At 67.1% G+C, this 24,277-nt stretch carries 20 protein-coding genes; 5 read left to right on the top strand and 15 right to left on the bottom strand.

Annotation, left to right across the window (positions count from 1 at the left end):
* Positions 1-105 precede the first annotated feature (105 nt).
* Positions 106-2,526, top strand: a complete 2,421-nt coding sequence (locus BMY12_RS00170) for a flavin-containing monooxygenase (protein ID WP_093280521.1) — start codon at positions 106-108, stop codon at positions 2,524-2,526.
* A gap of 125 nt (positions 2,527-2,651) precedes the next feature.
* Here the strand turns inward: BMY12_RS00170 and greB are convergent, their stop codons facing one another.
* The 4 genes from greB to BMY12_RS00145 form a co-directional block, all read right to left on the bottom strand.
* Entirely contained in the window at positions 2,652-3,152 is a 501-nt protein-coding gene (gene greB, locus BMY12_RS00165) for a transcription elongation factor GreB (RefSeq protein WP_093280520.1), read from the bottom strand.
* A gap of 35 nt (positions 3,153-3,187) precedes the next feature.
* Positions 3,188-4,036, bottom strand: coding sequence for an SDR family oxidoreductase (locus BMY12_RS00160; RefSeq protein ID WP_093280518.1), 849 nt, complete (start codon positions 4,034-4,036; stop codon positions 3,188-3,190).
* A gap of 80 nt (positions 4,037-4,116) precedes the next feature.
* Positions 4,117-6,846: an MMPL family transporter gene (locus BMY12_RS00155; RefSeq protein ID WP_245732274.1), complete on the bottom strand. Its 2,730-nt coding sequence runs from the start codon at positions 6,844-6,846 to the stop codon at positions 4,117-4,119.
* A gap of 293 nt (positions 6,847-7,139) precedes the next feature.
* On the bottom strand, positions 7,140-7,931 hold the full coding sequence (locus BMY12_RS00145; RefSeq protein WP_093281567.1) for an outer membrane lipoprotein-sorting protein: 792 nt from the start codon (positions 7,929-7,931) through the stop codon (positions 7,140-7,142).
* Between the two features lie 85 nt (positions 7,932-8,016).
* Between BMY12_RS00145 and BMY12_RS00140 the strand changes: the two genes are divergently transcribed.
* The gene (locus tag BMY12_RS00140; protein ID WP_177188763.1) at positions 8,017-9,036 is read left to right on the top strand and encodes a ketopantoate reductase family protein; all 1,020 of its coding nucleotides are present in this window, start codon (positions 8,017-8,019) and stop codon (positions 9,034-9,036) included.
* A gap of 6 nt (positions 9,037-9,042) precedes the next feature.
* Here the strand turns inward: BMY12_RS00140 and epmA are convergent, their stop codons facing one another.
* Positions 9,043-10,008, bottom strand: a complete 966-nt coding sequence (gene epmA / locus BMY12_RS00135; RefSeq protein ID WP_093280516.1) for an EF-P lysine aminoacylase EpmA — start codon at positions 10,006-10,008, stop codon at positions 9,043-9,045.
* Between the two features lie 21 nt (positions 10,009-10,029).
* Complete coding sequence (gene efp / locus BMY12_RS00130) at positions 10,030-10,599, bottom strand: elongation factor P (RefSeq protein WP_093280514.1); 570 nt, start codon at positions 10,597-10,599, stop codon at positions 10,030-10,032.
* Positions 10,600-10,674: 75 nt separating this feature from the next.
* Here efp and epmB point away from each other — a divergent pair, with 75 nt between their 5' ends.
* Complete coding sequence (epmB, locus tag BMY12_RS00125; protein WP_093280512.1) at positions 10,675-11,700, top strand: EF-P beta-lysylation protein EpmB; 1,026 nt, start codon at positions 10,675-10,677, stop codon at positions 11,698-11,700.
* Positions 11,701-11,762: 62 nt separating this feature from the next.
* Here the strand turns inward: epmB and htpX are convergent, their stop codons facing one another.
* The 3 genes from htpX to BMY12_RS00110 all read right to left on the bottom strand — a co-directional run bounded on the left by htpX (position 11,763) and on the right by BMY12_RS00110 (position 16,790).
* Complete coding sequence (gene htpX / locus BMY12_RS00120) at positions 11,763-12,650, bottom strand: protease HtpX (RefSeq protein ID WP_093280511.1); 888 nt, start codon at positions 12,648-12,650, stop codon at positions 11,763-11,765.
* Positions 12,651-12,843: 193 nt separating this feature from the next.
* Positions 12,844-15,081, bottom strand: a complete 2,238-nt coding sequence (gene parC, locus BMY12_RS00115) for a DNA topoisomerase IV subunit A (RefSeq protein ID WP_093280510.1) — start codon at positions 15,079-15,081, stop codon at positions 12,844-12,846.
* 206 nt (positions 15,082-15,287) lie between these two features.
* On the bottom strand, positions 15,288-16,790 hold the full coding sequence (locus BMY12_RS00110) for a DUF3336 domain-containing protein (RefSeq protein WP_245732272.1): 1,503 nt from the start codon (positions 16,788-16,790) through the stop codon (positions 15,288-15,290).
* Positions 16,791-17,057: 267 nt separating this feature from the next.
* Between BMY12_RS00110 and BMY12_RS00105 the strand changes: the two genes are divergently transcribed.
* Positions 17,058-17,657 carry a lysophospholipid acyltransferase family protein gene (locus BMY12_RS00105; RefSeq protein ID WP_218140014.1) on the top strand — a complete coding sequence of 200 codons (600 nt, stop codon included), beginning with the start codon at positions 17,058-17,060 and terminating at the stop codon, positions 17,655-17,657.
* Here the strand turns inward: BMY12_RS00105 and BMY12_RS00100 are convergent.
* From BMY12_RS00100 to BMY12_RS00075, 6 genes are all read right to left on the bottom strand, one after another.
* The gene (locus tag BMY12_RS00100; protein WP_093280509.1) at positions 17,647-18,879 is read right to left on the bottom strand and encodes an MFS transporter; all 1,233 of its coding nucleotides are present in this window, start codon (positions 18,877-18,879) and stop codon (positions 17,647-17,649) included. The two genes, BMY12_RS00105 and BMY12_RS00100, sit on opposite strands and share 11 nt — an antisense overlap.
* Positions 18,880-18,908: 29 nt before the next feature.
* Complete coding sequence (rimI, locus tag BMY12_RS00095; RefSeq protein ID WP_093280508.1) at positions 18,909-19,373, bottom strand: ribosomal protein S18-alanine N-acetyltransferase; 465 nt, start codon at positions 19,371-19,373, stop codon at positions 18,909-18,911.
* A complete protein-coding gene (locus tag BMY12_RS00090) occupies positions 19,370-20,200 on the bottom strand; it encodes a uracil-DNA glycosylase (RefSeq protein ID WP_177188762.1) in 831 nt (276 codons plus the stop codon). Before BMY12_RS00090 ends, rimI begins: the two co-directional genes overlap by 4 nt.
* Positions 20,201-20,243: 43 nt before the next feature.
* On the bottom strand, positions 20,244-21,437 hold the full coding sequence (locus BMY12_RS00085; protein WP_143068782.1) for a hypothetical protein: 1,194 nt from the start codon (positions 21,435-21,437) through the stop codon (positions 20,244-20,246).
* A gap of 19 nt (positions 21,438-21,456) precedes the next feature.
* Positions 21,457-22,359 carry a CE1 family esterase gene (locus BMY12_RS00080; protein WP_093280504.1) on the bottom strand — a complete coding sequence of 301 codons (903 nt, stop codon included), beginning with the start codon at positions 22,357-22,359 and terminating at the stop codon, positions 21,457-21,459.
* Between the two features lie 129 nt (positions 22,360-22,488).
* On the bottom strand, positions 22,489-23,238 hold the full coding sequence (locus BMY12_RS00075) for an SDR family oxidoreductase (RefSeq protein ID WP_093281556.1): 750 nt from the start codon (positions 23,236-23,238) through the stop codon (positions 22,489-22,491).
* Between the two features lie 174 nt (positions 23,239-23,412).
* Between BMY12_RS00075 and BMY12_RS00070 the strand changes: the two genes are divergently transcribed.
* Complete coding sequence (locus BMY12_RS00070; RefSeq protein ID WP_245732270.1) at positions 23,413-24,183, top strand: ParA family protein; 771 nt, start codon at positions 23,413-23,415, stop codon at positions 24,181-24,183.
* Positions 24,184-24,277 lie beyond the last annotated feature (94 nt).

Below are 24,277 nucleotides of genomic sequence, written 5' to 3'. Positions count from 1 at the left end.
TTTCGGGTGCCTACAAAAAATCACCGGGCCGCCAAGGCGGCGCCAGGAGAAACCATATGTTCCGGACCATCGCCGTCCTGTATCCGCGCTGCGCGGAGTCTTGTCATGTCCGCTGAAGCGCGCGAAGCCAAACCACTGGGCGCAGTGATCATCGGCGCCGGCTTCGCCGGCATCGGCATGGGCATCGCCCTGCGTCGCGAGGGCCTGCAGGATTTTTTGATCGTCGAGCGCGCGCAGGACGTGGGCGGCGTGTGGCGTGACAACCGCTATCCCGGCGCGGCCTGTGATGTGCCCTCGCACCTGTATTCCTTCTCCTTCGAGCCGAATCCGGACTGGTCGCATGTGTTCTCGGCGCAGCCGGAGATTGCCGCCTACCTGCAGCTCTGCGCGCGCAAGTACCAGCTGCTGCCGCATATCCGCTTCGGCACGGCGGTGCAGAGCGCGCGCTACGACGAAGCGCAGGATCTGTGGCAGGTCAGCCTGAGCGACGGTTCGGTGCTGCAGTCACGTCTGCTGATCAGTGGCGTGGGCCAGCTCAGCCGCCCGGCACTGCCCAGGATCGAGGGCATCGACAGCTTTGCCGGCCGCAGCTTCCATTCCGCGCAGTGGGACGAGCATTACCCGCTGGAAGGCAAGCGCGTGGCGGTGATCGGCACCGGCGCCTCGGCCATCCAGTTCATTCCCGAGATCGCCAGGCAAGCCAAGCAGCTGAAAATCTTCCAGCGCTCGCCGGCCTGGATGATGCCGCGCCATGACCGCGCCTACAGCGAGGGCGAAAAGCGCCGCTTCCGGCAGTGGCCCTGGTTGATGCGTCTGTACCGCCTGGGCATCTACCTGCGCTACGAGTCGCGCGCCCTGGCCTTCACCCGCTTCAAGAGCCTGATGAAGCTGGTGGTGGAGATTCCCTACCGCGCCACGCTCAAGCGCGAGATCGCCGATCCGGTACTGCGTGAAAAGCTGCTGCCGGACTATCCCATCGGCTGCAAGCGCCTGCTGCTCTCCGACAATTATCTGGAGACCATGACGCGCGCCAATGTCCAGCTGCTCACGCAAGGCATACGCCGTCTCACCCCACAGGGCGTGGAGACCACGGACGGCCAGGTGCATGAAGTGGACGCCATCGTCTACGGCACCGGCTTTGCCGCCACCGAGTTTCTGGCGCCGATGTCGATCAGCGGCCGCGACGGCCAGGATCTCAACACCGTCTGGCGCCAGGGCGCGATGGCGTATCTGGGCCTCACGGTGCCGGGCTTCCCCAACTTCTTCATGCTCTACGGGCCCAACACCAATCTGGGCCACAACTCCATCGTCTACATGCTGGAGAGCCAGATCGCGCATGTGCTGCGCTGCATCCGCCGCATGCGTGAAGTCTCGGCCAGCGCCATCGACACCCAGGCCGCCACGTATCGCCATTACAACGCGCACATCCAGAAGCGTCTGGCCGGCACGGTCTGGAACGGCTGCAAGAGCTGGTACGTGGATGCCAATGGCCACAACAGCACCAACTGGCCCGGCTTCACGCTCAGCTACCGCTGGCTCACGCGCCACGGCAGCCTGCGCCCGTATCGCTTCAGCAGCATCGATGCCCGTCAGGCAGGCAGCCTGCGCGTGGCCGCGCCGCAGAACGTGCTGGAGAGGGCCAGCGCTGCGCTGATGCGCGGCATCCTGCGCAGCGTGTTCCGGCCGCTGATCGGACCGCCTTTCGCGCCGCGTGTGCAGCGCGCCGTGGTCGATGCCCTGGTGCTGGCCATGCCCGGCCGCAGCGGCGCGCAGATCAGCCAGCGCAGCGTGGCGGGCCGACCGGTGGAAATCCTGCAGGCGCCCGGCACCGCGCCCAGGCAGGCGATTCTGTACCTGCACGGCGGTGCCTTCTGCCTGGGCAGTCCGCGCACCCATCGCAGCATCACCACGCATCTGGCCGCCGAATCCGGCATGGCGGTCTGGGTGCCCGACTACCGTCTCGCCCCCGAGCATCCCTGCCCCGCCGCCGTCGAAGACGCCCTGGCCTGCGTGCAGGCGATGAACGAGCAAGGCTTTCCCTGCGAGCGCATCGTCATTGCCGGTGATTCAGCCGGTGGCGCGCTGACCCTGGAGGTGGCGCTGCGGCTGCGCGACGCCGGCCAGCGCCCGGCGGGTCTGGCCATGATCTCGCCGGTCACCGATGCCCAGCTGCGCGGTGAGACCCTGGCCACGCACGCCGGCGAAGACCCGATGCTGCGCATCGGCTGGCTGCGCCAGGGTCTGGACTGGTATCTGGGTCGCGGCGGCGCGCGTCCGGCGCTGATCGACCAGGACTTCCGCGGCCTGCCGCCGATGCTGATTCAGGTGGGCTCGCAGGAGATCCTGCTGTCCGACTCGCTGCGTCTGAGCGAGCGGGCGCGCGCAGCCGGTGTCGAGGTGCGCTGCGAGCTGCACGAGGCCCGCTGGCATGTGTTTCACCTGCAGGCCTTCTACCTGCGCTCGGCGGTGGACGCGATTGCGGGGATCGCCGCCTTCGCGCGCCGTGTCACCGCTTCGGACACCTAGAAAAGCCGCGTCGTCCCGAAGCCACCGACAAAGGCGCGGCTCACGCGGCAAGCGTAAGCCGCGCCTTTTTTGCTCAGGAACCGCAGCGCCCGCCCGGCACAAAGAGCGCTTCCGGCGGATTCAGCTCAGCGCTCGTAGCGCACCGCCAGCAACTCATACTCCACCTCGCCCGCCGGCAGACGGATCTTCACCAGCTCGCCCACGGCCTTGCCCAGCAGCGCGCGGGCCACGGGCGAGTCCACGCTGATCCAGCCCCTGCCGCTGTCGGTCTCATCGGCACCGACGATGCGGTAGTGGCGCGACTCGCCCTCTTCATCGGCGACTTCCAGCCAGGCACCGAAGTAGGCGCGGTCGGTCTGCTTCGGATTGGGCTCGACGACTTTGACGTCCGACAGCCGCGTGGTGAGGTATTTGAGGCGCGCGTCGATTTCGCGCAGCTCTTTCTTGCGGTACTGGTACTCGGCGTTTTCGCTGCGGTCGCCTTCGGCAGCGGCGGCAGACAGCGCGCGCACCACCTCCGGCCGGCGCACACGCCAGAGTTGCTCGAACTCGGCTTTCAGACGCGCGTGGCCTTCAGCGGTGATGTAGGGCGAGGATTTTTCGGAAGGCGGGCGCCAGCGGGACATCGTGCTCGTTCGTCAGTGATTGCAGGACCGCCGCGTCAGCCCAGCTTGGGCGTGTCCGCCGGCACGAAGAAGTCTTCCATCAGCTCCGACTCGGGCGTGCCGGGCACGGCGGCGTAGCCGGAGAAATCACGCATGCCGCTTTCCCAGAGCACCACATCATCGATGCAGAAATGACCGGTGAATTCGCGCGCCGGCTTGCACAGGATGGCGTGCGCGGCATCGGCCATGATTTCCGGCTTGCGGGATTTCTTCATCAGGGCATCACCGCCGATCAGGCGGATCGCGGCGGTGGCGATGGCGGTGCGCGGCCACAGCGAGTTGGCGGCGATGCCCTCGCGCGCGAATTCCTGCGCCCAGCCCAGGGTGCAGAGGCTCATGCCGTACTTGGCGATGGAATAGGCCACGTGCGGCGCAAACCATTTCGCGCGCATGTCCAGCGGCGGCGACAGCGTGAGGATGTGCGGGTTGGCGGCCTTCTTCAGATGCGGGATGCAGTGGCGGCCAGCCATGTAGGTGCCGCGCGTGTTGATGCTGTTCATCAGATCGTAGCGCTTCATGTCGGTGGCCAGGGTGCCGGTCAGCGAGATGGCGCTGGCATTGTTCACCAGGATGTCGATGCCACCGAAGCGGCTCACGGTCTGTTCCACGGCGGCGGCGAGCTGGCTTTCGTCACGCAGATCGCAGAGCAGCGGCAGGGCCTTGCCGCCGGCTTTTTCGATGGCCTCGGCGGCGGAGTAGATGGTGCCTTCGAGCTTGGCGTGCGGCTCTGCGGTCTTGGCGGCGATGGCGACATTGGCGCCGTCCTGCGCCGCGCGCACGGCGATGGCCAGGCCGATGCCGCGCGAGCCGCCGGTGATGAACAGGGTTTTGTCCTTGAGTGACATGGCCGCCTCCTTGGTATTGACCGCTGATTGCCCGATGATAGACGCGCCCGAAAACCACCGGCACGCGCAGCACGCGGCGCTTACTCCAGCATCGCCGTGGCCCGCGCCAGGCGTTCGGCCTGCGCACGATTGAGATTGCGCAGCACCAGCGCCGCGATGCGCGGATAACGCTCGCGCAGACGTTCGAGGTCTTCGTGATCGAAGCGCAGCACGCGCACCGCGCTCAGGGCCTGGACATTGGCGGTGCGGCGCTGGCCGAAGTAGCCGGCCTCGCCCATCACCGCGCCGCGTCCCATGGTGGACAGGCGGCGATGCTCGCCCTGGCGTTGCACCCAGGCTTCGAGCTGGCCGTCCACCACCACATAGATATCGCGCGCGACATCGCCCTCGCGGATCACCAGCGCGCCGGCCGGATATTTCTCCAGCTTGGACATCAGCGCGAACACCCGCGCCTGACGCAGGCTCAGGCCCGCCAGCAGCGGAATGGTCAGCTGCGGCGCCTCGCCCAGATCCAGGCGCAGGATGTCCCACCAGGTGACGATGCGCAGCTTGGAACTCAGCGCCGGGGTGAGCGTGATGTTCATCACCCAGGCCAGAAACAGCGTGAAGGCCGAGAGCAGGCCGAACTGCACCTGCGAGTTCAGCGAGCTGCCGGCGAACACCAGAAAGCCCGAGCACAGCGCCACGGTGCTCAGCGTCACCGGCCGCAGGATGGCGCGCAGCGCGCTGCCCACCGCCGGTGCCTCGTCGCCTCTGGCGCGTGCGTCGAGATTGAAGCGCGCCATGAACTGGATGGTGTCGTCCACGGCGATGCCGATCACGATGCAGGCCACCAGCGCCGTGGTCGGGCTCAGAGGAATGTCGAGCAGGCCGAGCGTGCCGAAGTAGATCGCCACCGGCACCACCGTGGGCAGCAGCGCCACCAGACCGGCACGCGCCGAGGTGAACATCAGCGCCAGCAGCATCCAGATCAGTACCGTGGCCAGGGCGATGGATTCGAACTGCCCGGAGGCGATCTGCCGCACCATGCGCGATGCCACCAGCGGGCTGCCGCTGACCACGCCGTCCAGGGGCTGCGGCATCGCCGCCAGACGCTGGTCGATGCGCGCCACCAGCGCCTCGATCTCGGCGGAGCTGTCCACTTTCACGCGCAGGGTGATCAGCGCCGAGCGGAAGCGTGGATCGATCAGATGCCGGATCGCATCGCTGCCGCCGAACACCAGCAGCTGCTTGATGGCGGCGGCGGTGTCGGGAATGCGCGCGGCGTCTTCGCTGGCGTCGCCAAACGCGCGGTTGATCAGCTTCAGATGATCCACGTACGAGACCACCGCGCCCACTTCAGGCTGCGCGCGCAGCCAGTTCTGCAGCTCGTCGATCCGGCGCACGCTGGCGGGATCGGTGAGCGCGTCGTTGACATGCGTCTCGATCAGAATCGAGAGCAGATTGGCGCCGTCGAAATCGCGGTTGATGGTTTCGAAGTCGCGGCGCACCTCGCTGCTCTTGGCGAAGCTGCGACTGAACTCGGCGCCGGCCTGCACGCGCGAGGCGAAGATGCTGTTGACCGGAATGGCGATCAGGGCCACGGCGATGATGGCCGTGCGCCATTTCTGATCGAAGCGCGCCAGCGCATCGCCAAGACGCTCGAACCACAGACTGGCCGGTGGCGGACGGCTGGGCCGCCCGCAATTCAGCAGCGCCAGCAAGGACGGCAGGAAACTCAGGCTCAGCCACACGCCATAGGCCGAACCGAGACTGGCCAGCACGGCGAAGTGACGGATCGCCGGCAGATCGTTGAGCGTGAGCGCCAGAAAGCTCGCCGCCGTGGTGCCCGCCGACAGCGTGAGGCCCAGGCCGGCGCGGTTGAGCACCCAGCGCGTGCGCGTGCCACGATCGCCCAGGCGCGGATGACTCTGCGCATCGAAATGCGCCGCCAGCAGATAGATGGTGAAGGACAGCGCCAGGGTCAGCACCAGCGCCGGCACGATCGCCGTGACCAGATTCACCGGCACCTTGAGCAGCACGGCGGTGGCGGCCGTCCACAGCAGCGTCAGCGCCACGGTCAGGGCGGCGGCCAGGGTTGCACGCAGATTGCGGAACGCGAGCAGGAGCAGTGCCAGCACAATCACGAACACCGCCGGCACCGTGAACTTCAGGGCATCGAGCAGGGCGCGCGCGGTGGCAGCGCGGCCCACCACCGTGCCGGTGATGTACACCGGCACATCGCCGGCCACCTCGCGCGTGGCCTCGCGCAGCAGGCGATCAAAGCCCAGCTCCAGGAAACGCTGCTCGCTCAAGGCCGGCACCAGCAAGGCGAAGGCGAGCTTGCGGCCATCGCTGGACACCAGGGTGTTGCGATACAGCGGATGCGCGGCGATGGCCTCGGCAAAGCCGGCGACGAGCGCGGGGTCGTCCTGCGCCTGCTGCGTGAAGCTGCGCACGTCCAGCTCGTCTTCGTGCGACACCATGTTCGGCGCCGTGGCCAGCGACAGCACGCCCGTGACTTCCGGCAGCTGCTGATAGCGCTGCGTGAGCCGCTGCGCCAGCGCCATGCCCTCCGGCGTGAAAATCGCCTGAGGCTGCACCGCGACGATGATGGTTTCGCTCTCGCCGAAGGCGCGCCGCACGCGCTGATCGATGGCGCGCTCGGGGCTGTCCGGCGGCAGCAGGCTTTCGATGGAAGGATCGATGCGCACGCGCAGGCTGGCGTGCTGCGGATCGACGACCACCCAGGCCGCCGCCAGCCCCAGCAGCAGATTGAGCAGCACCACCGTCCAGGGGCGGCCGGCGATCCAGTTCACCAAAGCCTGCATGGAAAACACGGGCTAGGGCCTGTCAACGCCATGGCAATGGCTGCGACGGAGGCCGTTTTGCCGCAGGGCAAGGCGGCAGACGCGCCGCCTGGTGATTCCAGGCCGGCGGCTGCCAATGCCGCCCTTCGGCTCCAGTCGTCCACGTGGGGCCCCGTGCCATCCGGCTTGCGCCGGAAATGGCACCCAGCGACGTTGCGGGACTTGGCCTTGGAACCACCAGGGCCTGCGTCCCGCGCCTTGCCGGGCGCCATTTCCGGCAGCAACGAAGCGATCGTCCATAGCGTTGACAGGCCCTAACCACCCACGAAGAAACTGGCCGGATTGAAATAGCGTCCCAGCAGATCCTGATCCGCGCTCACGCCCAGCACCTTGAGCTGGGTCTGCGAGCCGGCCTGCAGGTCGCGCATCACGGCATTGCCGGCGTACCAGAAGCGGCCATCCTGGCGCAGCTCGGCCGGCGCCACTTCCAGCCGGCGGCGCACCATCTTGCCGTCGCTGAAATCCACGCGCAGGGCCACGCAGGTCTTGGCATCCACCCAGGCACGCAGCTGCTGGATCTGCGAGCCATCGTTCGCCGCCGGTGGATTCACGCTGAGCACGTAGACGCTGCGCTGATTGAGCGTCTCGCTGCCTTCCAGCCTGGCATCGCTGCCGGCAAAGGCGCCGGTGATCTGGCGCAAGTCGCCATAGGTGATGTCGGTGCCCCACAGCGAACCGTCCATGGCCGCGCCGTTGATGCGGCGCACCTTGGCCAGCGAGGGCAGATACACGTACATCTCATCGCGTACGGCGCCGTCCTTCTGCCGCAGCAGGTAGGCGGCGCCGTTCATGTCGGCCGGCGACTCGATCCGCATCATCGCCTGCAGCAACTCGTTCTCGCGGCGCGCGTACAGGCGGCCACGCAGCTGCCGGCTGCCACCATTGCCATCGACCGCGCTGAGTTCCACCTGCTTGACCTGCAGCGTCTGCGGCACGTTGGCGCGCATGCACTGCAGCACGCTTTGCGCCGTGGGCGCCTCGGCAGCCGACAGCGCTGGCACCAGCAACAGTGCCACCCTCGCCCCCAGCTTCACTGCAGTCCGCATACCCCGCTCCCTTGGCTCGTGCCGCGCGGCATTGTGGCATCGCCGCAAAATTCCCGTCTTGCCCGCACCGCCCTATAGTGCTGGCATGATGGCCGCACTTGACTCCGACCAGACACCGCGCATCGGCCTGATCGGCGCCGGCGCGGTGGGCTGCGTGCTGGCCCTGCATCTGGCGGAGAGTGGCCGCTGCCAGCTCTCGCTGCTGGCCCGCGAGCGTGACGCCGCCCGGTGGCAGACGCTGCCGCAGCTGCGCCTGCGCACCGCCGCCGGTGAACGCGCGCAGCCCAGGCCCCGCTTGTGCACGGCCGGCGAGCTGGCCCAGATGGATTATCTGCTGCTGTGCGTGAAGCAGACGCAGCTCGACGCGGCGCTGGATGCGCTTCCGCCCCTGCCGGCGCACTGCACCCTGGTTTCCACCCTCAACGGTCCGGCGGCGCTGGCGCGCATCCGCGCACGCCGGCCCGGCCAGCGCCTGCTGGCGATGCCGGTGATGTTCAACGCGCAGCTGCTGGCCCCCTTGCACGCACAGCTGAGCACCACGCCACGCGTGCTGATCGCGCGCGAGGAAACCGCGCTGCGTCGCGCCTTCGCCGGCAGCGCCATGCGCGTGGGCCGCAGCCACGGCGAGCCCTCGCTGTGGGGCAAGCTGCTGATCAATCTCGCCAATGCCATCGGCGCGCTCACGCATACCGGCTTCGCCGAACTGCTGACGCAGCGCGAGCTGCGTCGCGCCTATGTGCAGGTTCTGGATGAGGCGGTGGCGGTGCTGGAGGCCAGCGGAACGGCCTACGCGCTGCCCATGCCGCTGCCGTTTTCGCTCTATCGCCGCCTGCTCGCGGGACGCAGTCCCCTGCCCTGGTGGTTCGCGCGGCTGCGCAATGGCCTGCGTGCGGGTGCCTACCCCTCGATGGTGGCGGACCTGGCGCAGGGCCGCGACACCGAAGTGCGCGAACTCAACGGCGCCATCGTGCAGCTGGCGCAGCAGCTCGGCCGCGATGCGCCGGCCAATCGCCGCCTCTGCGAGCTGGTGGAAGCAAGGCGCGGCCAGGCGCCGCCGGTGTATCTGAGCGCAGCGGCATTGCTGGCGGCGCTGGCGCCAAACTGAGCGCGCTCAGGCCCGGTCCGCTGCGAAGGCCAGCACCTCTTCCAGTCGCGCGCAGCCGGTCAGCAGCATCAGCAGACGGTCCACACCCAGTGCCACACCGGCGCAATCCGGAAAGCCGGCCGCCAGCGCTTCGACCAGATGCGCGTCATACGGCGGCACCATGCGCTTCTGCTGTGCGCGCCAGGCCTGATCCGCAAGGAAGCGGCGCCGCTGCTCCTGGGCATCGGACAACTCGTGAAAACCATTGGCCAGCTCGATGCCGCGCCAGAACAGCTCGAAGCGTTCGGCCAGCGGCGGCTCACCGTCACGCACGCGCGCCAGCGCCGCCTGCGAGGCGGGAAAGTCGTAGAGAAACTGCGGCGCATCCTGGCCCAGGCGCGGGCTGATGTGCTGGCTCATCCAGAGATCCAGCCAGAAATCGCGATCCGCCAGATCCGCCGCATCCAGCTGTTCGGGCTCGGCGATCCCGGCGGGCCCCAGCTGCGCCCGCAGCTGCTGTGCACTCAGGACAAAAGGATCGAAGCCGGCGTGGCGCACAAAGGCCTCGCGATAGCTCAGGCGCTCATAGCGGCAGTCCGGCGCGCCGCAATGCCGCAGCAGCGCCTCCACCTCATCCATCAGCCGCAGATGGTCGTAGCCGGGCTGATACCACTCCAGCATGGTGAATTCGGGATTGTGATGCCGGCCCTGCTCATCGACGCGGAACACCGGCGCCAGCTGCCAGATCGGCCCGCTGCCGGCGGCGATCAGGCGCTTCATCGCAAACTCCGGCGAGGTCTGCAGCCAGCGCCCATCGCGGGTGGCAAAGCTGTCGATGTGACGGTCCACCGTGGCGTGCGCCGAGAGAATCGGCGTCTGCACTTCCAGCAGACCGTGCTGCATAAAAAAAGCGCGGATCGCAGCCAGCAGCTGCGCCCGCGCTTTCAGGATTGCGATGCTGGCGCTGGGCCGCCAAAGCGCCTCAGGCCTCACGCCGCGCCCCTCGGATGTCGATTACTTGCCGACGCGGCTCAGATACTCGCCGGTGCGGGTGTCGACCTTGATCTTCTCGCCCTCGTTGACGAACAGGGGCACGCGGACCACGGCGCCGGTTTCCAGCTTGGCCGGCTTGGTGCCGCCGGTGGCGGTGTCGCCACGCAGACCCGGATCGGTCTCGGCCACCACCAGTTCCACGGTGTTGGGCGCGTAGACGACCAGCGGCGCTTCATTCCACAGCGTCACGCGCACGGTCTCCTCGCCCTTGAGCCACTTGGCGGCATCGGCCATCGCGGCTTCACCGGCCTGGATCTGCTCGTAGCTGACCGGGTCCATCAGGGTCCAGAACTGGCCGTCGTTGTACAGGTACTGCATGTCCTTGTCTTCGACGTCGGCGGCTTCCCAGCTGTCGCCGGACTTCAGGGTCTTTTCCAGCACGCGGCCGGTCTTGAGGTTGCGGATCTTCAGCGTGTTGGTCGCCTGACCCTTGCCCGGCTTGCGGTACTCGTTTTCGATGACGGAGTACGGATCTCCATCGATCAGAACCTTGGTACCGGCCTTCATTTCATTGGTGCTGACGGACGCCATAAGACTCTCGCTGCGATGACAAATTCGGATGGGCGATTTGCCGCGCCGGGTGCCGGGCGGCGAAAATCGGCGGGCATGATACCGTCCCACCCCCAAAACAACCAGAGCGAGACCGCGCGCGCACCGGCCTGGCAACACGAGCTGCGTCAGGCTTTTAGCCGTCCGGCGGAGCTGCTGGCGTATCTGGGACTGGACCCGGCGACACCGCAGCTCGCCGCCGGCCTGATGCGCGATTTTCCCCTGCGCGTGCCGCGCGCCTATGCCGAGCGCATGGCCAAGGGCGATGTTCACGACCCGCTGCTGCGCCAGGTCTGGCCGGCGACGGAGGAAGCGCGGCAGGTGCCGGGCTTCGTCAGCGATGCGGTGGGCGACCTCAAGCGTGCGCGCGGCGGCGGCCTGATTCATAAATACCAGGGCCGCGTGCTGCTGATCGCCACCGGCGCCTGCGCGGTGCACTGCCGTTACTGCTTTCGCCGCCACTTCCCCTATTCCGGGCAGCTGGCGGTGCGCGCGCACTGGCAGACGGCGCTGGACGAGATTGCGGCGGATACCAGCATCAGCGAGGTGATTCTCTCCGGCGGCGATCCGCTGTCGCTGGCCGATGACAAGCTCGCCGAGCTGGTGCAGGCCCTGGACGGCATCGCGCATGTACGGCGCCTGCGCCTCCACACCCGTCAGCCCATCGTGCTGCCCTCGCGCATCGACGAACGCCTGCTGGGCTGGCTGGACGCCACGCGCCTGGCCACCGTGTTCGTGCTGCACGCCAATCATGCCCGCGAGCTGGATGACAAGGTGGCGCAGGCGCTGAGGCCCCTGCGCGAGCGCGGCATCAGCCTGCTCAACCAGAGCGTGCTGCTGCGCGGCGTCAACGACGACGCCGACACCCTGGCGGCGCTGTCCGAGCGCCTGCTGGAATGCGGCGTGCTGCCCTATTACCTGCACCTGCTCGACCGCGTGCAGGGCGCGGCGCATTTCGAAGTGTCCGAGCCCGAGGCGCAGGCGCTGATGCGCGCGCTCTCGGCGCGGCTGCCGGGCTATCTGGTGCCGCGTCTGGTCCGCGAGCTTGCCGGCGAACCGGCCAAGACGCCGGTGCCCTGGTAGGAACGGCGCGCAAAAGAAAAGCGGCCACGCGGGCCGCTTTTCCGGAACACCGACACCTGTTTTCAGACCACCGTCGCCTTCTGCAGCGCGGCGATGCGCTCGTCCAGCGGCGGATGCGTGGAGAACAGCTTGGCCAGCTGACCACCGCTGAAACCCTGCGCCACCATGTTCGCCGGCAGCGAGGACACCGGCTCGTGCGCGGCCTTGAGGCGCTGCAGGGCGGCAATCATCTTGCGCTTGCCGGCCAGATGCGCGCCGCCGGCGTCGGCGCGGAACTCGCGCTGACGCGAGAACCAGGCCACGATCATGCTGGCCAGGATGCCGAACAGCATTTCCAGAATCATCACCGTGAACATGTAGCCGATGCCGGGGCCGCGCTCGTCCGAACCGCGACGGAACACCGCCTGATCGATGACATAACCGACCACGCGCGCCAGGAACATCACGAAAGTGTTGACCACGCCCTGGATCAGGGTGAGCGTCACCATATCGCCGTTGGCGACGTGGCTGATCTCATGGCCGAGCACGGCCTCCACTTCTTCCTGGGTCATGTTGCGCAGCAGGCCCGTGGACACCGCGACCAGCGAGCTGTTCCTGCTCATGCCGGTGGCGAAGGCATTGGGCTCCGGGGCGTCGAAGATGGCCACTTCCGGCATGCCGATGCCGGCGGCGCGGGCCTGACGCTCCACGGTCTGCAGCAGCCACATTTCCTGTGAGCTGCGCGGCTCGGTGAGCACCTGCGCGCCGGTGCTCCACTTGGCGATCATCTTGGACATGGCCAGGGAGATGAAGGCGCCACCGAAGCCGAACACCAGGCAGAAGCCGAGCAGGGCCTGGTAGTTCAGGCCGTTGGCCGTCAGCCAGCGGTTCACGCCCAGCAGCGAGGTCACGAGGCTGAGCACCAGCACGATGGCCAGGTTGGTGGCCAGGAACAGGAATATGCGTTTCATGGTGTGAAGACTGCCTTTGTTCAGTCGGTGAGACAGGGTCGATTGTCAGTTGCCTTCGCAGGGCCCGGCGGGCCGACAAAGGCAACTGTTAAGCAACCCGCGTTCTCACAGATGCCTCACTGGGGGCTTGGACCCGGATTTCAAGATGAAAGTTTCCTGAAAGCTTGGGACAAGACCCGCCGCACCTGCCGGCTCATGCCTCCGGCTCCATGCGCTCCACGCGCTGGAAGCCGCGCGGCAGATGGCTGCCGCGGCTGGCCCGCGCCCCGCTGTAGTGCGCCAGGTCCGAGGGTTTCAGGGTCAGGGTGCGCTTGCCGCAGACCAGGGTCAGGGCCGCTCCGGCCGGCAGCACGCAGGAAGCCAGGATGCGGTCCTCGCCCTTGAGCGTCACCAGCTTGTTGCCCTTGCCCTTGGCCAGTTCCGGCAGCTCGCTCAGCGGGAACACCAGCAGGCGGCCCTCGGCGGTGGCCAGGGCGTAGCTGTCGCGGGTCGGATCGGCGACGCGCGCCGGCGTGAGCACCGCAGCGCTGTCGGACACGTTCACCACCGCCTTGCCGGCCTTCAGGCGCGACTCCAGATCGCCCAGCTTGGCGATGAAGCCGTAACCCTCGTCGCTGCCCAGCACCAGCTTCTCGCTGCCCTCGCCCATCATCAGGCCCATGATGCGGCCACCGTCCTGGATGTCGAGCTTGGTGGTGATGGGTTCGCCCTGCGAGCGCGCCGAGGGCAGCTCGCGCGGATTGAGCGTGTAGCAGCGGCCCTTGTGGTCCAGCAGCACCAGCAGCTGATTGGTCTTGCCCTGCGCCGCGAAGGCGAACTCGTCGCCGGCCTTGTAGCTGAGCGCGGTGGCGTCCAGCTCATGGCCCTTGCCGGCGCGGATCCAGCCGGCCTTGGACAGCACCACGGTGACCGGCTCGGCCGGCAGGATTTCCGTGGCTTCCAGGGCGGCGGCCGGCGGCCGCGCGTTGATCGGGCAGCGGCGCTCGTCGCCGTACTTCTTGGCGTCTTCCTTCAGTTCGTCGGCGATCAGGTCTTTGAGCTTTTCGTCGTCGCCGAGCAGGGCTTCGAGGCGATCCCGTTCGGCGGCCAGTTCGGCCTGCTCGCCCTTGATCTTCATCTCCTCCAGCTTCTGCAAGTGACGCAGCTTGAGGTCGAGAATCCATTCGGCCTGCGCATCGGAGAGCGCGAAGGTGCTCATCAGCTTGGCCTTGGGATCATCCTCGAAGCGGATGATGCGGATCACCTCGTCGATATTGAGATAGGCGATCAGCAAGCCTTCGAGGATGTGCAGGCGCTCGTTGACCTTGCCCAGGCGGTGGTTGAGGCGGCGCGTGACGGTGGCGAAGCGGTACTCCAGCCACTCGCTGAGGATGTCGCGCAGGTTCTTGACCTTGGGCCGGCCGTCCAGGCCGATCATGTTGAGATTGGCGCGGTAGCTGCGTTCCAGATCCGTGGTCGCGAACAGATGCGCCATCAGGGTGTCGGTATCCACGCGGTTGGAGCGCGGCACGATCACCAGGCGCGTGGGGTTTTCATGATCCGACTCGTCGCGCAGGTCTTCCACCAGCGGCAGCTTCTTGGCGCGCATCTGCTCGGCGATCTGCTCCAGCACCTTGGACGGCGAAACCTGGAAGGGCAGATTGGTGATGATGATGTTGCCGTCCTCGTCGCGCTCCCAGCGCGCGCGGGCGCGGATCTGGCCGTTGCCGGTCTGATAGAGCTTCAGCAGATCATGCGGCTCGGAGACGATTTCGCAGGCGGTGGGGAAATCCGGGCCCTGCACGAAACCGCAGAGCGTCTCCACCTGCGCATTGGGATGCTTGAGCAGGTGCAGGCAGGCGCGCACCAGTTCGCGCAGATTGTGCGGCGGGATGTCGGTGGCCATGCCCACGGCGATGCCCGTGGTGCCATTGACCAGGATGTTGGGCAGGCGCGCGGGCAGCAGGCGCGGCTCGTCCAGCGTGCCGTCGAAGTTCGGCTGCCAGTCCACCGTGCCCTGTCCCAGCTCCGCGAGCAGGGTCTGCGCGTAGGCTGCCAGGCGCGACTCGGTGTAGCGCATGGCCGCGAAGGACTTCGGATCATCCGGCGCACCCCAGTTGCCCTGGCCGTCGATCAGCGGATAGCGGTAATTGAAGGGCTGGGCCATAGTGACCATGGCCTCGTAACAGGCCGAGTCACCGTGCGGATGGAACTTGCCGATCACATCGCCGACGGTGCGGGCCGACTTCTTGTGCTTGGAGGTCGAAGACAGCCCCAGCTCGCTCATCGCATAGACGATGCGCCGCTGCACCGGCTTCAGACCATCGGCGATATGCGGCAGCGCGCGGTCCAGCACCACGTACATCGAATAGTCGAGATAGGCCTTCTCGGCGAACACGCGCAGCGGCAGGCGCTCGGTATCGAAGCCGGAATCGGCGGCGTCTTGGCTCATGGGAGATTGGGGTCGGAAGGACTGCGGATGAGACGGATTTTACGCAATGAGCGCAGGGAATCACGTCTTGCAAGACGGCGGGCTTTGTGAGTGTCCCGCGCAGCGCCGCCTGCGCCCGCCGCACAGCGCGGCGCCGGAGCCGCCGCCACGATCGAAACCAGGGCGCGGATCACCGCGCCGGCGCCGTCCTGCCTTGCCTGCTGCGCTCAGCTCGCGTTGCCGCGATCCCGCACCACCTTGAGTTCCGGCTTGCGCGCGCCACGCTCGCCACTGCCCGGCAGCGGCGGCTGGGCGCGCAACTGGCGCACACAGGCATCGAGCGTCTGGCTGATCTGGGTCTGGTTGCGGATCATCTCGATGCGCGGCCAGGTGGCGCGTTCGCCTTCCAGCATGAAGCGCTTGATCGCCTCCATGCTCGGATTGCTGGTGACATTGGCATAACGCCAGAGGCTCACCTCCGGCACGATGTTGATGTTGCCGCGGTATTCCTGATCGAGAATCGAAGACGCCACGTCCAGGGTGCGACGCACGCCACCGATCGGCAGGTTCTGGCGCACCAGATCGACGATGCTCTTGCTCTGCCCGCGCAGCGTGGAATAGAGGTAGTCGCGCGCCGTGGTGCGCAGGCCCTTGCCGCCGGGCTCGCTGCCGCCGACGAAGGGCAGCACGTGCGGATTGGTCTGGCTGACGATGAAATGATTGACGTTGTGCAGGCGACGCATGCGCAGAATCGGCAGGTCCGATTTCAGCGAGCCGTCGTTCCAGCGCAGCAGCGGCATGTAGGGCACACGCTCGCCGTGTTCGTCCTGCGTCATCAGCATCACCGGCGGAAACAGCAGCGGCACCGCACAGGAAGCCAGCACCGCCTCGCGCACGTAGAGATACGGGAAGGTCAGATAGTTGAGCAGGCGCGGCTGCTGGTTCACGCCCGCCGGCGAGACCGTGATGTTGGTGACGCGGCCGGAGATGCGCTCGGCCTCTTCAAACGTCAGATCACGGACATTGGCGGCAATGGCCTTGCGCAGCTGGTCCTGATCCATCAGCGCGCGATGACGCATGATCTCGCGCATCGGCAGCAGGCGCCAGAAATGGTAGTAGGCGGCTTCCGGATCGAGCAGCGACTCCAGCTCGTGCGGTGCGCGCGAGCCGACCGTGGCGCAGACCACCGAACCGGCGCTGGAGCCCGACATGATCTGCGGCACCACGTTCTCGCGGTACAAGGCCTTGACCACGCCCACATGAAACAGGCCCAGCGTGGCGCCGCCGGACAGCATCAGCGCCGAGCGGCCGTAGCTCAGCTCGGTTTCCTCGAAGAATTTCAGCTTGGCGGCATGCGGGAGCTCCGGCAGATCCTGCTCGCAGAGCCAGCGCAGCGCGGCGGACACTTCACCGGCGTATTCGCTGATCAGCTTCTTGCTGCCGACGCGCGCATGGGCGTAGAGCTGCGGGTTGCCGAGATTGCCCAGGTTCCAGTGCAGGCCCTGCCGCAGATGATGAATCAGCTTGGCCACCGCGCCATCTTCACGGTACTGGCGGATCTGCCGCAGGCGCGAGCGGATCAGCCGCCAGTCGTAGTCGTGCGAGGTTTCATCCTCGCGCCACTCGTCCCAGCCTTCACGCTTGTCCAGCGCCGCGGCGGCCTCACGCCAGGTGGCGTAGTCCTTCGCGTGCTGCATGACGCGCATCAATTCACGATCACGTGCATCCACTGACGCACTCCAAATTTGGCTGGCGGCCATGGTGAAGAAGAGCGCCCGGTACATCAAGCCATAAATTCACACCGGGACACTACGGGATTCCCCTACGTGGAAGCCCTCGCATCCTGCATCGGCCGCAAGAGCGATGCGCCATAATACGTTGACGGCCGCAAACTGCGCCGCTGGTCGTGACGGCGGCGGTTTGCGGCGGGAATCGAGAAAACCCAAGGTCCGGCGCCCGTCACCGCATCGCCATGGACCATAGCGGAGGAAACGGTTTTGCAAGCCGAACGTATCGAGATCGGCGCGGCGGTGCCGCGTCGTCGCAGTGCCCTGCTCGCCGGCCTGGGTCGCGTGATCCTGCGCCTGGCCGGCTGGCGTCTGGACATTGCGATTCCCGACGAGCCCAGGCTGCTGGTGATTCTGGCGCCGCACACCTCCAACTGGGATTTCGTGTTCGGCATGGCGGCCTTGCTGCGTCTTGAACTGCCGGTGCACTGGTTTGGCAAGCACACGCTGTTCGCGCCGCCGTTCGGCGCGCTGATGCGCAAACTCGGCGGCATTGCCATCGACCGCAGCAGCGGCAGCGGCGTGGTGGCGCAGAGCGCCGCCGCCTTCACCCGCAAGCAGCAGCTGCTGATCGGTCTGGCGCCGGAGGGCACGCGCTCACGCGTGGAAAAATGGAAGCGCGGTTTCTACCACATCGCCCGCGAAGCGCAGGTACCGGTGCTGGTGGCCTACATCGACTATCGCCGCAAGTGCATCGGCACCGGGCCCCTGATGCGTCCGACGGGCGACTGGGATGCGGACATGCGCGAGATCTTCGCCTTCTATCGCGGCGTCACCGCCAAGCGCCCGGCCTTGTTCGCTACCGAATGAGCGGTGCGCGCACGCGCGTGAGCAGCAGGCCGCCGATGATGAAAAACGGCAGCAGGCTGAGAATCGGCAGACGCTGGTTGTCCACCAGCAGCGCGGTCTGACCGACCACGAAGGGGCCGAGCACCGCGGCGAACTTGCCGAGCATGTTGTAGAAGCCGAAGAACTGTCCGGCCTGATCGGCCGGAATCAGGCGTGCGTAATACGAGCGCGACAGCGACTGGATGCCGCCCTGCACCAGACCGATGGCCGCCGCCATCAGGAAGAACTGCGTTTCGCTCAGCAGGAAATACGAGCCGCAGGTGACGCCGGCATACACCAGCAGCGCGACATAGATCATGGTCTTGGTGCCGACGCGCTCGGCGAGCACGCCGAACAGCACCGCCGCCGGAAAGCCGATGAACTGCACCATCAGCAGCGCCAGAATCAGCGAGCCCGGCGCAAAGCCCAGCTTCACGCCGTAATCCACCGCCATGCGGATGATGGTGTCCACGGCGTCGATGTACAGCCAGTAGGCGCAGAGAAACAGCAGCACCGGCCGCATGCCGAGAATCTGCCGGAAGGTGTGCATGAGGGCCTGCCAGTCGCTGCGGCCGTTCTCGTGCGGCGCCGGCCGCTCCCGCACGCAGGCGAACAGCGGCAGCGAAAACAGCAGCCACCAGACGCCCACCATCAGGAAGGACCAGAGAATCGCCTCGGCGCCGCTGGCCAGGCCGAAGAACTGCGGCTTCTGGTACATGAAGACATTGAGCGCGAACAGCAGACCGCCGCCCAGATAGCCCAGGCCGTAACCGAGTGCGGAAAGACGGTCCAGCTGCTCTGGCGGCGCGACGCTGACGATCAGCGAGTCGTAGAACGAGGTGCCGGCGAAAAAGCCGATGGAGCCCAGGGTGAACAGCGTCAGCGCCAGCGGCCAGTTGCCCTGCGCCACCGCAAACATCGCCGCCGTGCTCAGCGCGCCCAGCAAGGTGCTGAGAAACAGAAAGCGCTTCTTGTAACCGTGACGATCGGCGATGCCGCCCAATAGCGGCGCCATCAGCATCACCACCACGCTGGCCAGCGAACTGGCCACGCCCAGCCAGAAGGTGCGCTCGCCCTGCGCCAGATCCCTGGCCCAGTAAGCGGCGAAGAACAGCGGAAAGAAGCCCGCCATCACGGTGGTGGCGAAGGACGAATTCGCCCAGTCGTAGAACGCCCAGGACCAGCGTGCGCGCTTGTCATTCATGAGCAAGGATCAAAAAGAGAGCAGAACTTCTAAAGTTCCAGGGCCAGCACCAGCGCATCCTCGCGCCCGTCCGTGGCTGGATAGTAGCCGCGCCGCCGGCCGATCTGATTGAAGCCGAAACCGGCATAGAGCTGTTGTGCGCCGAGGTTGGACACGCGCACCTCCAGCAGCATCAGCGTCACGCTGGCAGCGCGCGCGATCATGATCAGATGGCGCAGCAGAAACGCCGCGAGACCATGACGACGCTGCCCGGGCGCCACGCAGATATTGAGCACATGCGCCTCGCCCGCCGCCATGGTCATCAGCGCGTAGGCCAGCACCTGCCCTTGCGCATCGCAGACCACCCAGGCGCTGTAGCCGACGCGCAGACAGTCCTCGAAGATGCCGCGCGTCCAGGGATGCGTGTAACTGGCATCCTCGATCGGCATCACCTGATCCAGATGCTGCGGCTGCATCGGCCAGAGCTGCCACAGCGCCTGCGGCTGCGCGCTCAAGCCTGCCCCTGCAGCTGGCGATGGATCTTCTTCAGGTCTTCCCAGCTCTTGGCCTTCTCGCGCGGGCTGCGCAGCAGATAGGCCGGATGATAGGTGACCAGCACCGGCGTGCCGCTGGCGCCGTAGCGGTGCAGCGGCCCGCGCAGACGCGAGAGCGGCTCGTCGCTTTCCAGCAGACGCTGCGCGGCGATGCGGCCCAGGGCCACGATCAGCCTGGGCTTCACCAGCTCGATCTGGCGATCCAGATAACGCCGGCAGGCCTCCACCTCGTCCGGCTCCGGATCACGGTTGCCGGGCGGCCGGCACTTCACGACATTGGCGATGAACACCGCGCGCTGCGGATTCTGTTCGGCGCGGCTGCGGCCGATGGCCTTGAGCATCTCGTCGAGCAGCTTGCCGGCGCGGCCCACGAAAGGTTCGCCCTGCGCATCCTCGTCGGCGCCGGGCCCCTCGCCGACGATCATCAGCGGCGCCTGCTCATGCCCGACACCGAACACGGTGTGGGTGCGCGTCTCGCAGAGCTTGCAGGCCTGGCAGTCCTTCACCACCGCCCGCAAGCCCGTCCAGTCGGCCGGCACCTCGAGCGCTTGCGGCCGTACCGGCGCGGTCTTGGCGGGCGCCGCTGGCGCCTCGGGCTTGGGCTTGGCTCTGGGCATGCTGAAGGCTCGCGCGGAATCGGGAACGGACGGCAGCGCGCGCGCAGGCGGCGCCTCGGCCACGGGCGCTGCGCACGAGGCCGGCTCGGTCTGCGCAGACCCGGCCGTGCGCGGACGCCAGGCCTCGATGCCCAGCAGTTTCAGATAGCGTTGTCGGCGCACGGCGTCCATGCCGACATTGTAGCGACCGGGTGAACGCGGGTCGCGGGGCCGCTCAGCAGGCCGAGAACAAGCGCGCGAACACACCGCGACCGCTGCCGTCGTCGCCGAAGTTCTGCCAGGCAAATACCAGATTGCCGCTGGCATCCGCCGCGACATCGGCAAACAGCGAAGTGCCGGGCTGCGCCGCCGTGTCGGCACGGAAGGCCTGATCCAGCGCCGCGCCGTTCAGGCCATAGCACTGCGCGTAAACGCCGCTGCTGTGCGCCGCCACCACGATGCCAGCACCGCCCAGCGCGATTTCAGGATTGCGCAGCAGCGCGGAATCCAGGCGCGTGGCCTTCATCAAGGCCCTGCCGCCGGCATCGTAGCTGCGCAGGTACACGCCGCTGTCGCTGCCATCGCCGGCCGCACCGGTTTCCCAGGCCAGGGCGAAGTTGCCGGCGAAGTCGGCGGCGATCCGCGGCCGGTCGACGATCAGGCTGGCATCGGCAGGACTGACCCGGAAGCTGCCGCCGCGTGCCTTGCCGGCGGCGTCGTAGCGACGCGCCCAGATGCTGTCGGCGCCGACAAACCAGGCCAGCACGAAATTGCCGCTGCCATCCATGGCCACCGTCGGCACGCGCAGCAGATACAGCGGCGTCTGATACACGGTGATGAGTTCGCCCTGCGCGGCGCCGCTGGCGCCATAGCGGCGCGCGTACAGCGTCTTGTTCTGCACCGTGGCGCTGCCCAGCAGATTGTCGCGCTCGATCCAGGTGATCACGACGCGGCCATCGGCCGCCATCGCCACATCGAACTGCGTGTAGACCGGATGCTGGTCGGTGTCGACACGGAACTCGCCGCCGCGCGGATTGCCGGCGGCATCGAACAGGCGCGCGTAGAGCTGGATGCCGATCTTGTCCTGGCTGTTGCTGAGCCAGACCACCACGAAGGCGCCGACGGCGTCGGCGGCGATGCGCGGCGCAAACTGGCGGTTGTCGCGGTGCTCGTTGACCTGGAATTCATTGCCCAGCGGCAAGCCCTGCGCGGAATAGCGCCGCGCGTAGACGCCGTTCTGGCTGCCGTCCTGGCCATCGCTGTCCCAGGCCAGCACGAAGCCGCCGCCGGGGCTGCGCGCCAGCGCCGGGCGCTGCTGATCACCGCTGCTGTACTGATTCACCTGGAAGGCCTGGCCCTGCGCAAGCGGCGCCGCCGTCGCGCTCAGCGTGCAGAGACAGCCCAGCAGCAAGGCAAGTGTGCGTTGCATGGTGCCGGCTCCCGGATGCTCAGCGTGAGAAGGACAGCAGAAAGCGGATGAAGGCTTCGCTGGCGTTCAGGTCCTGGCTGGTGCGACCCAGCGAAGGCGAGAAGTCCACGGCGCCGGGCCAGGTGTGACCACCCTGGCGCACGGTGTAGAGACGCACCGCCTGGCCCTGCCGGCAGCCGCCGTAACGGTCCAGCTCGATGCGGGTGCCGTCGTTCACCGTGTCCGGCAACTGCTCGTGCACCGGCAGGGCATCGCAGCCATTGAGCTGCGCCCAGAACGCGGCGGAGTCCGGCGAGGACATCAGCGTGGCATCGCCGTTGTAGGCGCCCACCGGATCGAGCTCGCCGTTGACGAAGGCCATGGGCACCGGCGCCGCGGTGCTGCAGCGGGGCGCCAGGGTGCGGATCAGCTGGCCGCCGACCAGCGCCGCGCCGGCGATTTTCTCGGGTCTTTCGCAGGCGTAGCGGATGGTCATCATCGCGCCGCCCGAATAGCCGCCCATGTAGATGCGCCTGGCGTCCAGACCGTAGGCGGCCACCGCCTCGTCGATCACGCGACTGAGAAACTTCACATCGTCGGGCACCGAGGCGGCGCCCAGCAGCATCTTGTAGTTCCAGTAGCCGTTGACCGCTTCGGGAATGATCACCCAGATGTCGTGATCGCGGACCAGCTGCGCGGCGCCGACCAGATCGGCCATGTTGTCGGACTCGCCGCCGCGATATGGCAGCAGCACATAGGCGGCCCGGGGCGCCACGCTGTCGGCGCGGGGCCGCAGATAGAGCACATGCCGCAGCTTGGTCTGGTCGCGGAGGTCGCGGGAGAACGCCAGCACGTTTTCAGCGGGCGTCACCGCCGCCGGCAGCGGACCGGCCCAGACGCTTGCCAGTATCAGCAGCAGACCGCAGCGGGCTCTCTTGCGCATGGCTTCCCCCTTGGCAGAGCAAGGGGGAAGCTAGCAGGGCACCGGCCGCCCGTCAGCGGCAAAATTGACTGTCGCGGTCCTGGGGCCTGTCCACAGTCACTTTGCACGCAAAGTGATGGCGAACAGAGCTCAAGTCTTGCGTTTGACGTTGAACGGGGAAAATGCCTGACACTCGGGCATCAGCGACAGGGTGTTGATGTTCACATGCGCCGGACGCGTGGCCACCCAGTACACGGTGTCCGCCACATCCTCGGGCGTCAGCGGCTGCAAGCCCGCATAGATGGCCTCGGCCCGCGCCACATCGCCGTGGTAGCGCACCAGCGAGAACTCGGTATGCGACATGCCCGGCTCGATATTGGTGACGCGCACGCCGCGCCCCACCAGATCGGCGCGCAGATTGAGCGAGAACTGCCGTACGAAGGCCTTGGTGCCGCCATAGACATTGCCGCCCGGATACGGCCATTCGCCGGCCACCGAGCCGATGTTGATGACATGCCCGCGACCGCGCGCGACCATGCCCGGTGTCAGGGCGCGGGTCATGTAGACCAGGCCTTTGATGTTGGTGTCGATCATCCGCTCCCAGTCGGACAGCTCGGCCTCATGCGCCGGCTGCAGGCCCAGCGCCAGGCCGGCGTTGTTGACCAGCACCTCCACCGCCGCCCAGCCGGCCGGCAGGCCGTCCACCGCCGCCTGCACCGCTGGCTGCTCGCGCACGTCCAGCTCCAGCGGCAGCACCCGCTCCTCACCCAGTTCCTGCACCAGCGCCTGCAGGCGCTCCGCGCGGCGGCCGCTGGCGATCACGCGATGGCCCTCGCGCACGAACTGCCGGGTGATCGCCGCACCGAAACCGGAAGTGGCCCCGGTAACCCATACCGTCATCATCTGCTGGTCATCCTTACGCTGATTGGAGAGTGTTCACACAGGCCGGGTATTCTGGCTTGTCAGCCAGTCTTTGCGCATGAGGGTTTCGCTACCATGGCGGTCATCAAGGCCGGCATGCTGCGTGCAAGGCATAGTGGCCGCGAGCCAATCCAAACCAAGGGTGAAACTACCGTGACCAAGCGGGTGGTATTCAATCAGAAGGGTGGCGTGGGCAAGACCACCATCGTCTGCAATCTGGCGGCCATCGCCGCTGCCGAAGGCCTGCGCACCCTGGTCATCGATCTGGACACGCAGGGCAATGCCACACAGTACCTGCTCGGCGCCCGCGCCACACAGGTGGACCGCAGCATCGGTGACTTCTTCGAATCCACGCTGTCCTTCTCGCTGGCACCGGCGCCCTTCGTCACCTACGTCAGCGGCACGCCCTTCGAGAATCTGGACCTGGTGGCCTCCGATCCGCGCCTGGAGGAACTGGCGATCAAGCTGGAGGCCAAGCAGAAGATCTACAAGTTCCGCGACGCCCTGCGCAAGCTCAAGGGCTATGACGCGATCTTCATCGACACGCCGCCGACGCTGAATTTCTACTCGCGCGCCGCGCTGATCGCCGCCGACAGCGTGCTGATTCCCTTCGACTGCGACGAGTTCGCGCGCCAGGCCCTGTACACCCTGCTCGCCAACATCGAGGAAATCCGCGCCGACCACAACGAGGAACTGCGCGTGGAAGGCATCATCGTCAACCAGTTCCAGGCGCGTTCCAAGCAACCGCAGCGCATCGTCGATGAGCTGCGCGCCGAGGGCAAACCGGTGCTGGCGCAGATGCTCTCGTCCTCGGTGAAGGTCAAGGAGTCGCACGAGCTGCACAAACCACTGATCAACCTCGACCGCTCGCACCGCGTGACGCAGGAATACCTGAGCCTCTACCAGGCGCTCCAGCACGGCTGAACCCTGGGGTCTGCCGACGACGCTTGAACAGGCCCTGGCAATCGGCGCGCAAGGCGCTGTGGCCGTCCGTTGCCGTCGCCATGCGGTGCCCGGC

Origin of the sequence: Solimonas aquatica (assembly GCF_900111015.1) — a bacterium.
In the GTDB taxonomy this organism is placed as follows: Bacteria; Pseudomonadota; Gammaproteobacteria; order Nevskiales; family Nevskiaceae; genus Solimonas; species Solimonas aquatica.
Note: the sequence above shows the minus strand (reverse complement) of the source record. Positions and strands in the feature narration are given on the sequence as shown.

Excerpts from the sequence above, each read along its gene's own strand:
- BMY12_RS00090 (WP_177188762.1), bottom strand. The coding sequence starts at position 20,200 with ATGGACGCCGTGCGCCGACAACGCTATCTGAAACTGCTGGGCATCGAG.
- efp (WP_093280514.1), bottom strand. The coding sequence starts at position 10,599 with ATGGCGTCCGTCAGCACCAATGAAATGAAGGCCGGTACCAAGGTTCTG.
- parC (WP_093280510.1), bottom strand. The coding sequence starts at position 15,081 with ATGAGCCAAGACGCCGCCGATTCCGGCTTCGATACCGAGCGCCTGCCG.
- BMY12_RS00170 (WP_093280521.1), top strand. The coding sequence starts at position 106 with ATGTCCGCTGAAGCGCGCGAAGCCAAACCACTGGGCGCAGTGATCATC.
- BMY12_RS00085 (WP_143068782.1), bottom strand. The coding sequence starts at position 21,437 with ATGCAACGCACACTTGCCTTGCTGCTGGGCTGTCTCTGCACGCTGAGC.
- greB (WP_093280520.1), bottom strand. The coding sequence starts at position 3,152 with ATGTCCCGCTGGCGCCCGCCTTCCGAAAAATCCTCGCCCTACATCACC.
- BMY12_RS00155 (WP_245732274.1), bottom strand. The coding sequence starts at position 6,846 with ATGCAGGCTTTGGTGAACTGGATCGCCGGCCGCCCCTGGACGGTGGTG.
- BMY12_RS00145 (WP_093281567.1), bottom strand. The coding sequence starts at position 7,931 with ATGCGGACTGCAGTGAAGCTGGGGGCGAGGGTGGCACTGTTGCTGGTG.
- epmB (WP_093280512.1), top strand. The coding sequence starts at position 10,675 with ATGATACCGTCCCACCCCCAAAACAACCAGAGCGAGACCGCGCGCGCA.
- BMY12_RS00075 (WP_093281556.1), bottom strand. The coding sequence starts at position 23,238 with ATGACGGTATGGGTTACCGGGGCCACTTCCGGTTTCGGTGCGGCGATC.
- BMY12_RS00100 (WP_093280509.1), bottom strand. The coding sequence starts at position 18,879 with ATGAATGACAAGCGCGCACGCTGGTCCTGGGCGTTCTACGACTGGGCG.
- htpX (WP_093280511.1), bottom strand. The coding sequence starts at position 12,650 with ATGAAACGCATATTCCTGTTCCTGGCCACCAACCTGGCCATCGTGCTG.
- BMY12_RS00140 (WP_177188763.1), top strand. The coding sequence starts at position 8,017 with ATGATGGCCGCACTTGACTCCGACCAGACACCGCGCATCGGCCTGATC.
- BMY12_RS00080 (WP_093280504.1), bottom strand. The coding sequence starts at position 22,359 with ATGCGCAAGAGAGCCCGCTGCGGTCTGCTGCTGATACTGGCAAGCGTC.
- BMY12_RS00160 (WP_093280518.1), bottom strand. The coding sequence starts at position 4,036 with ATGTCACTCAAGGACAAAACCCTGTTCATCACCGGCGGCTCGCGCGGC.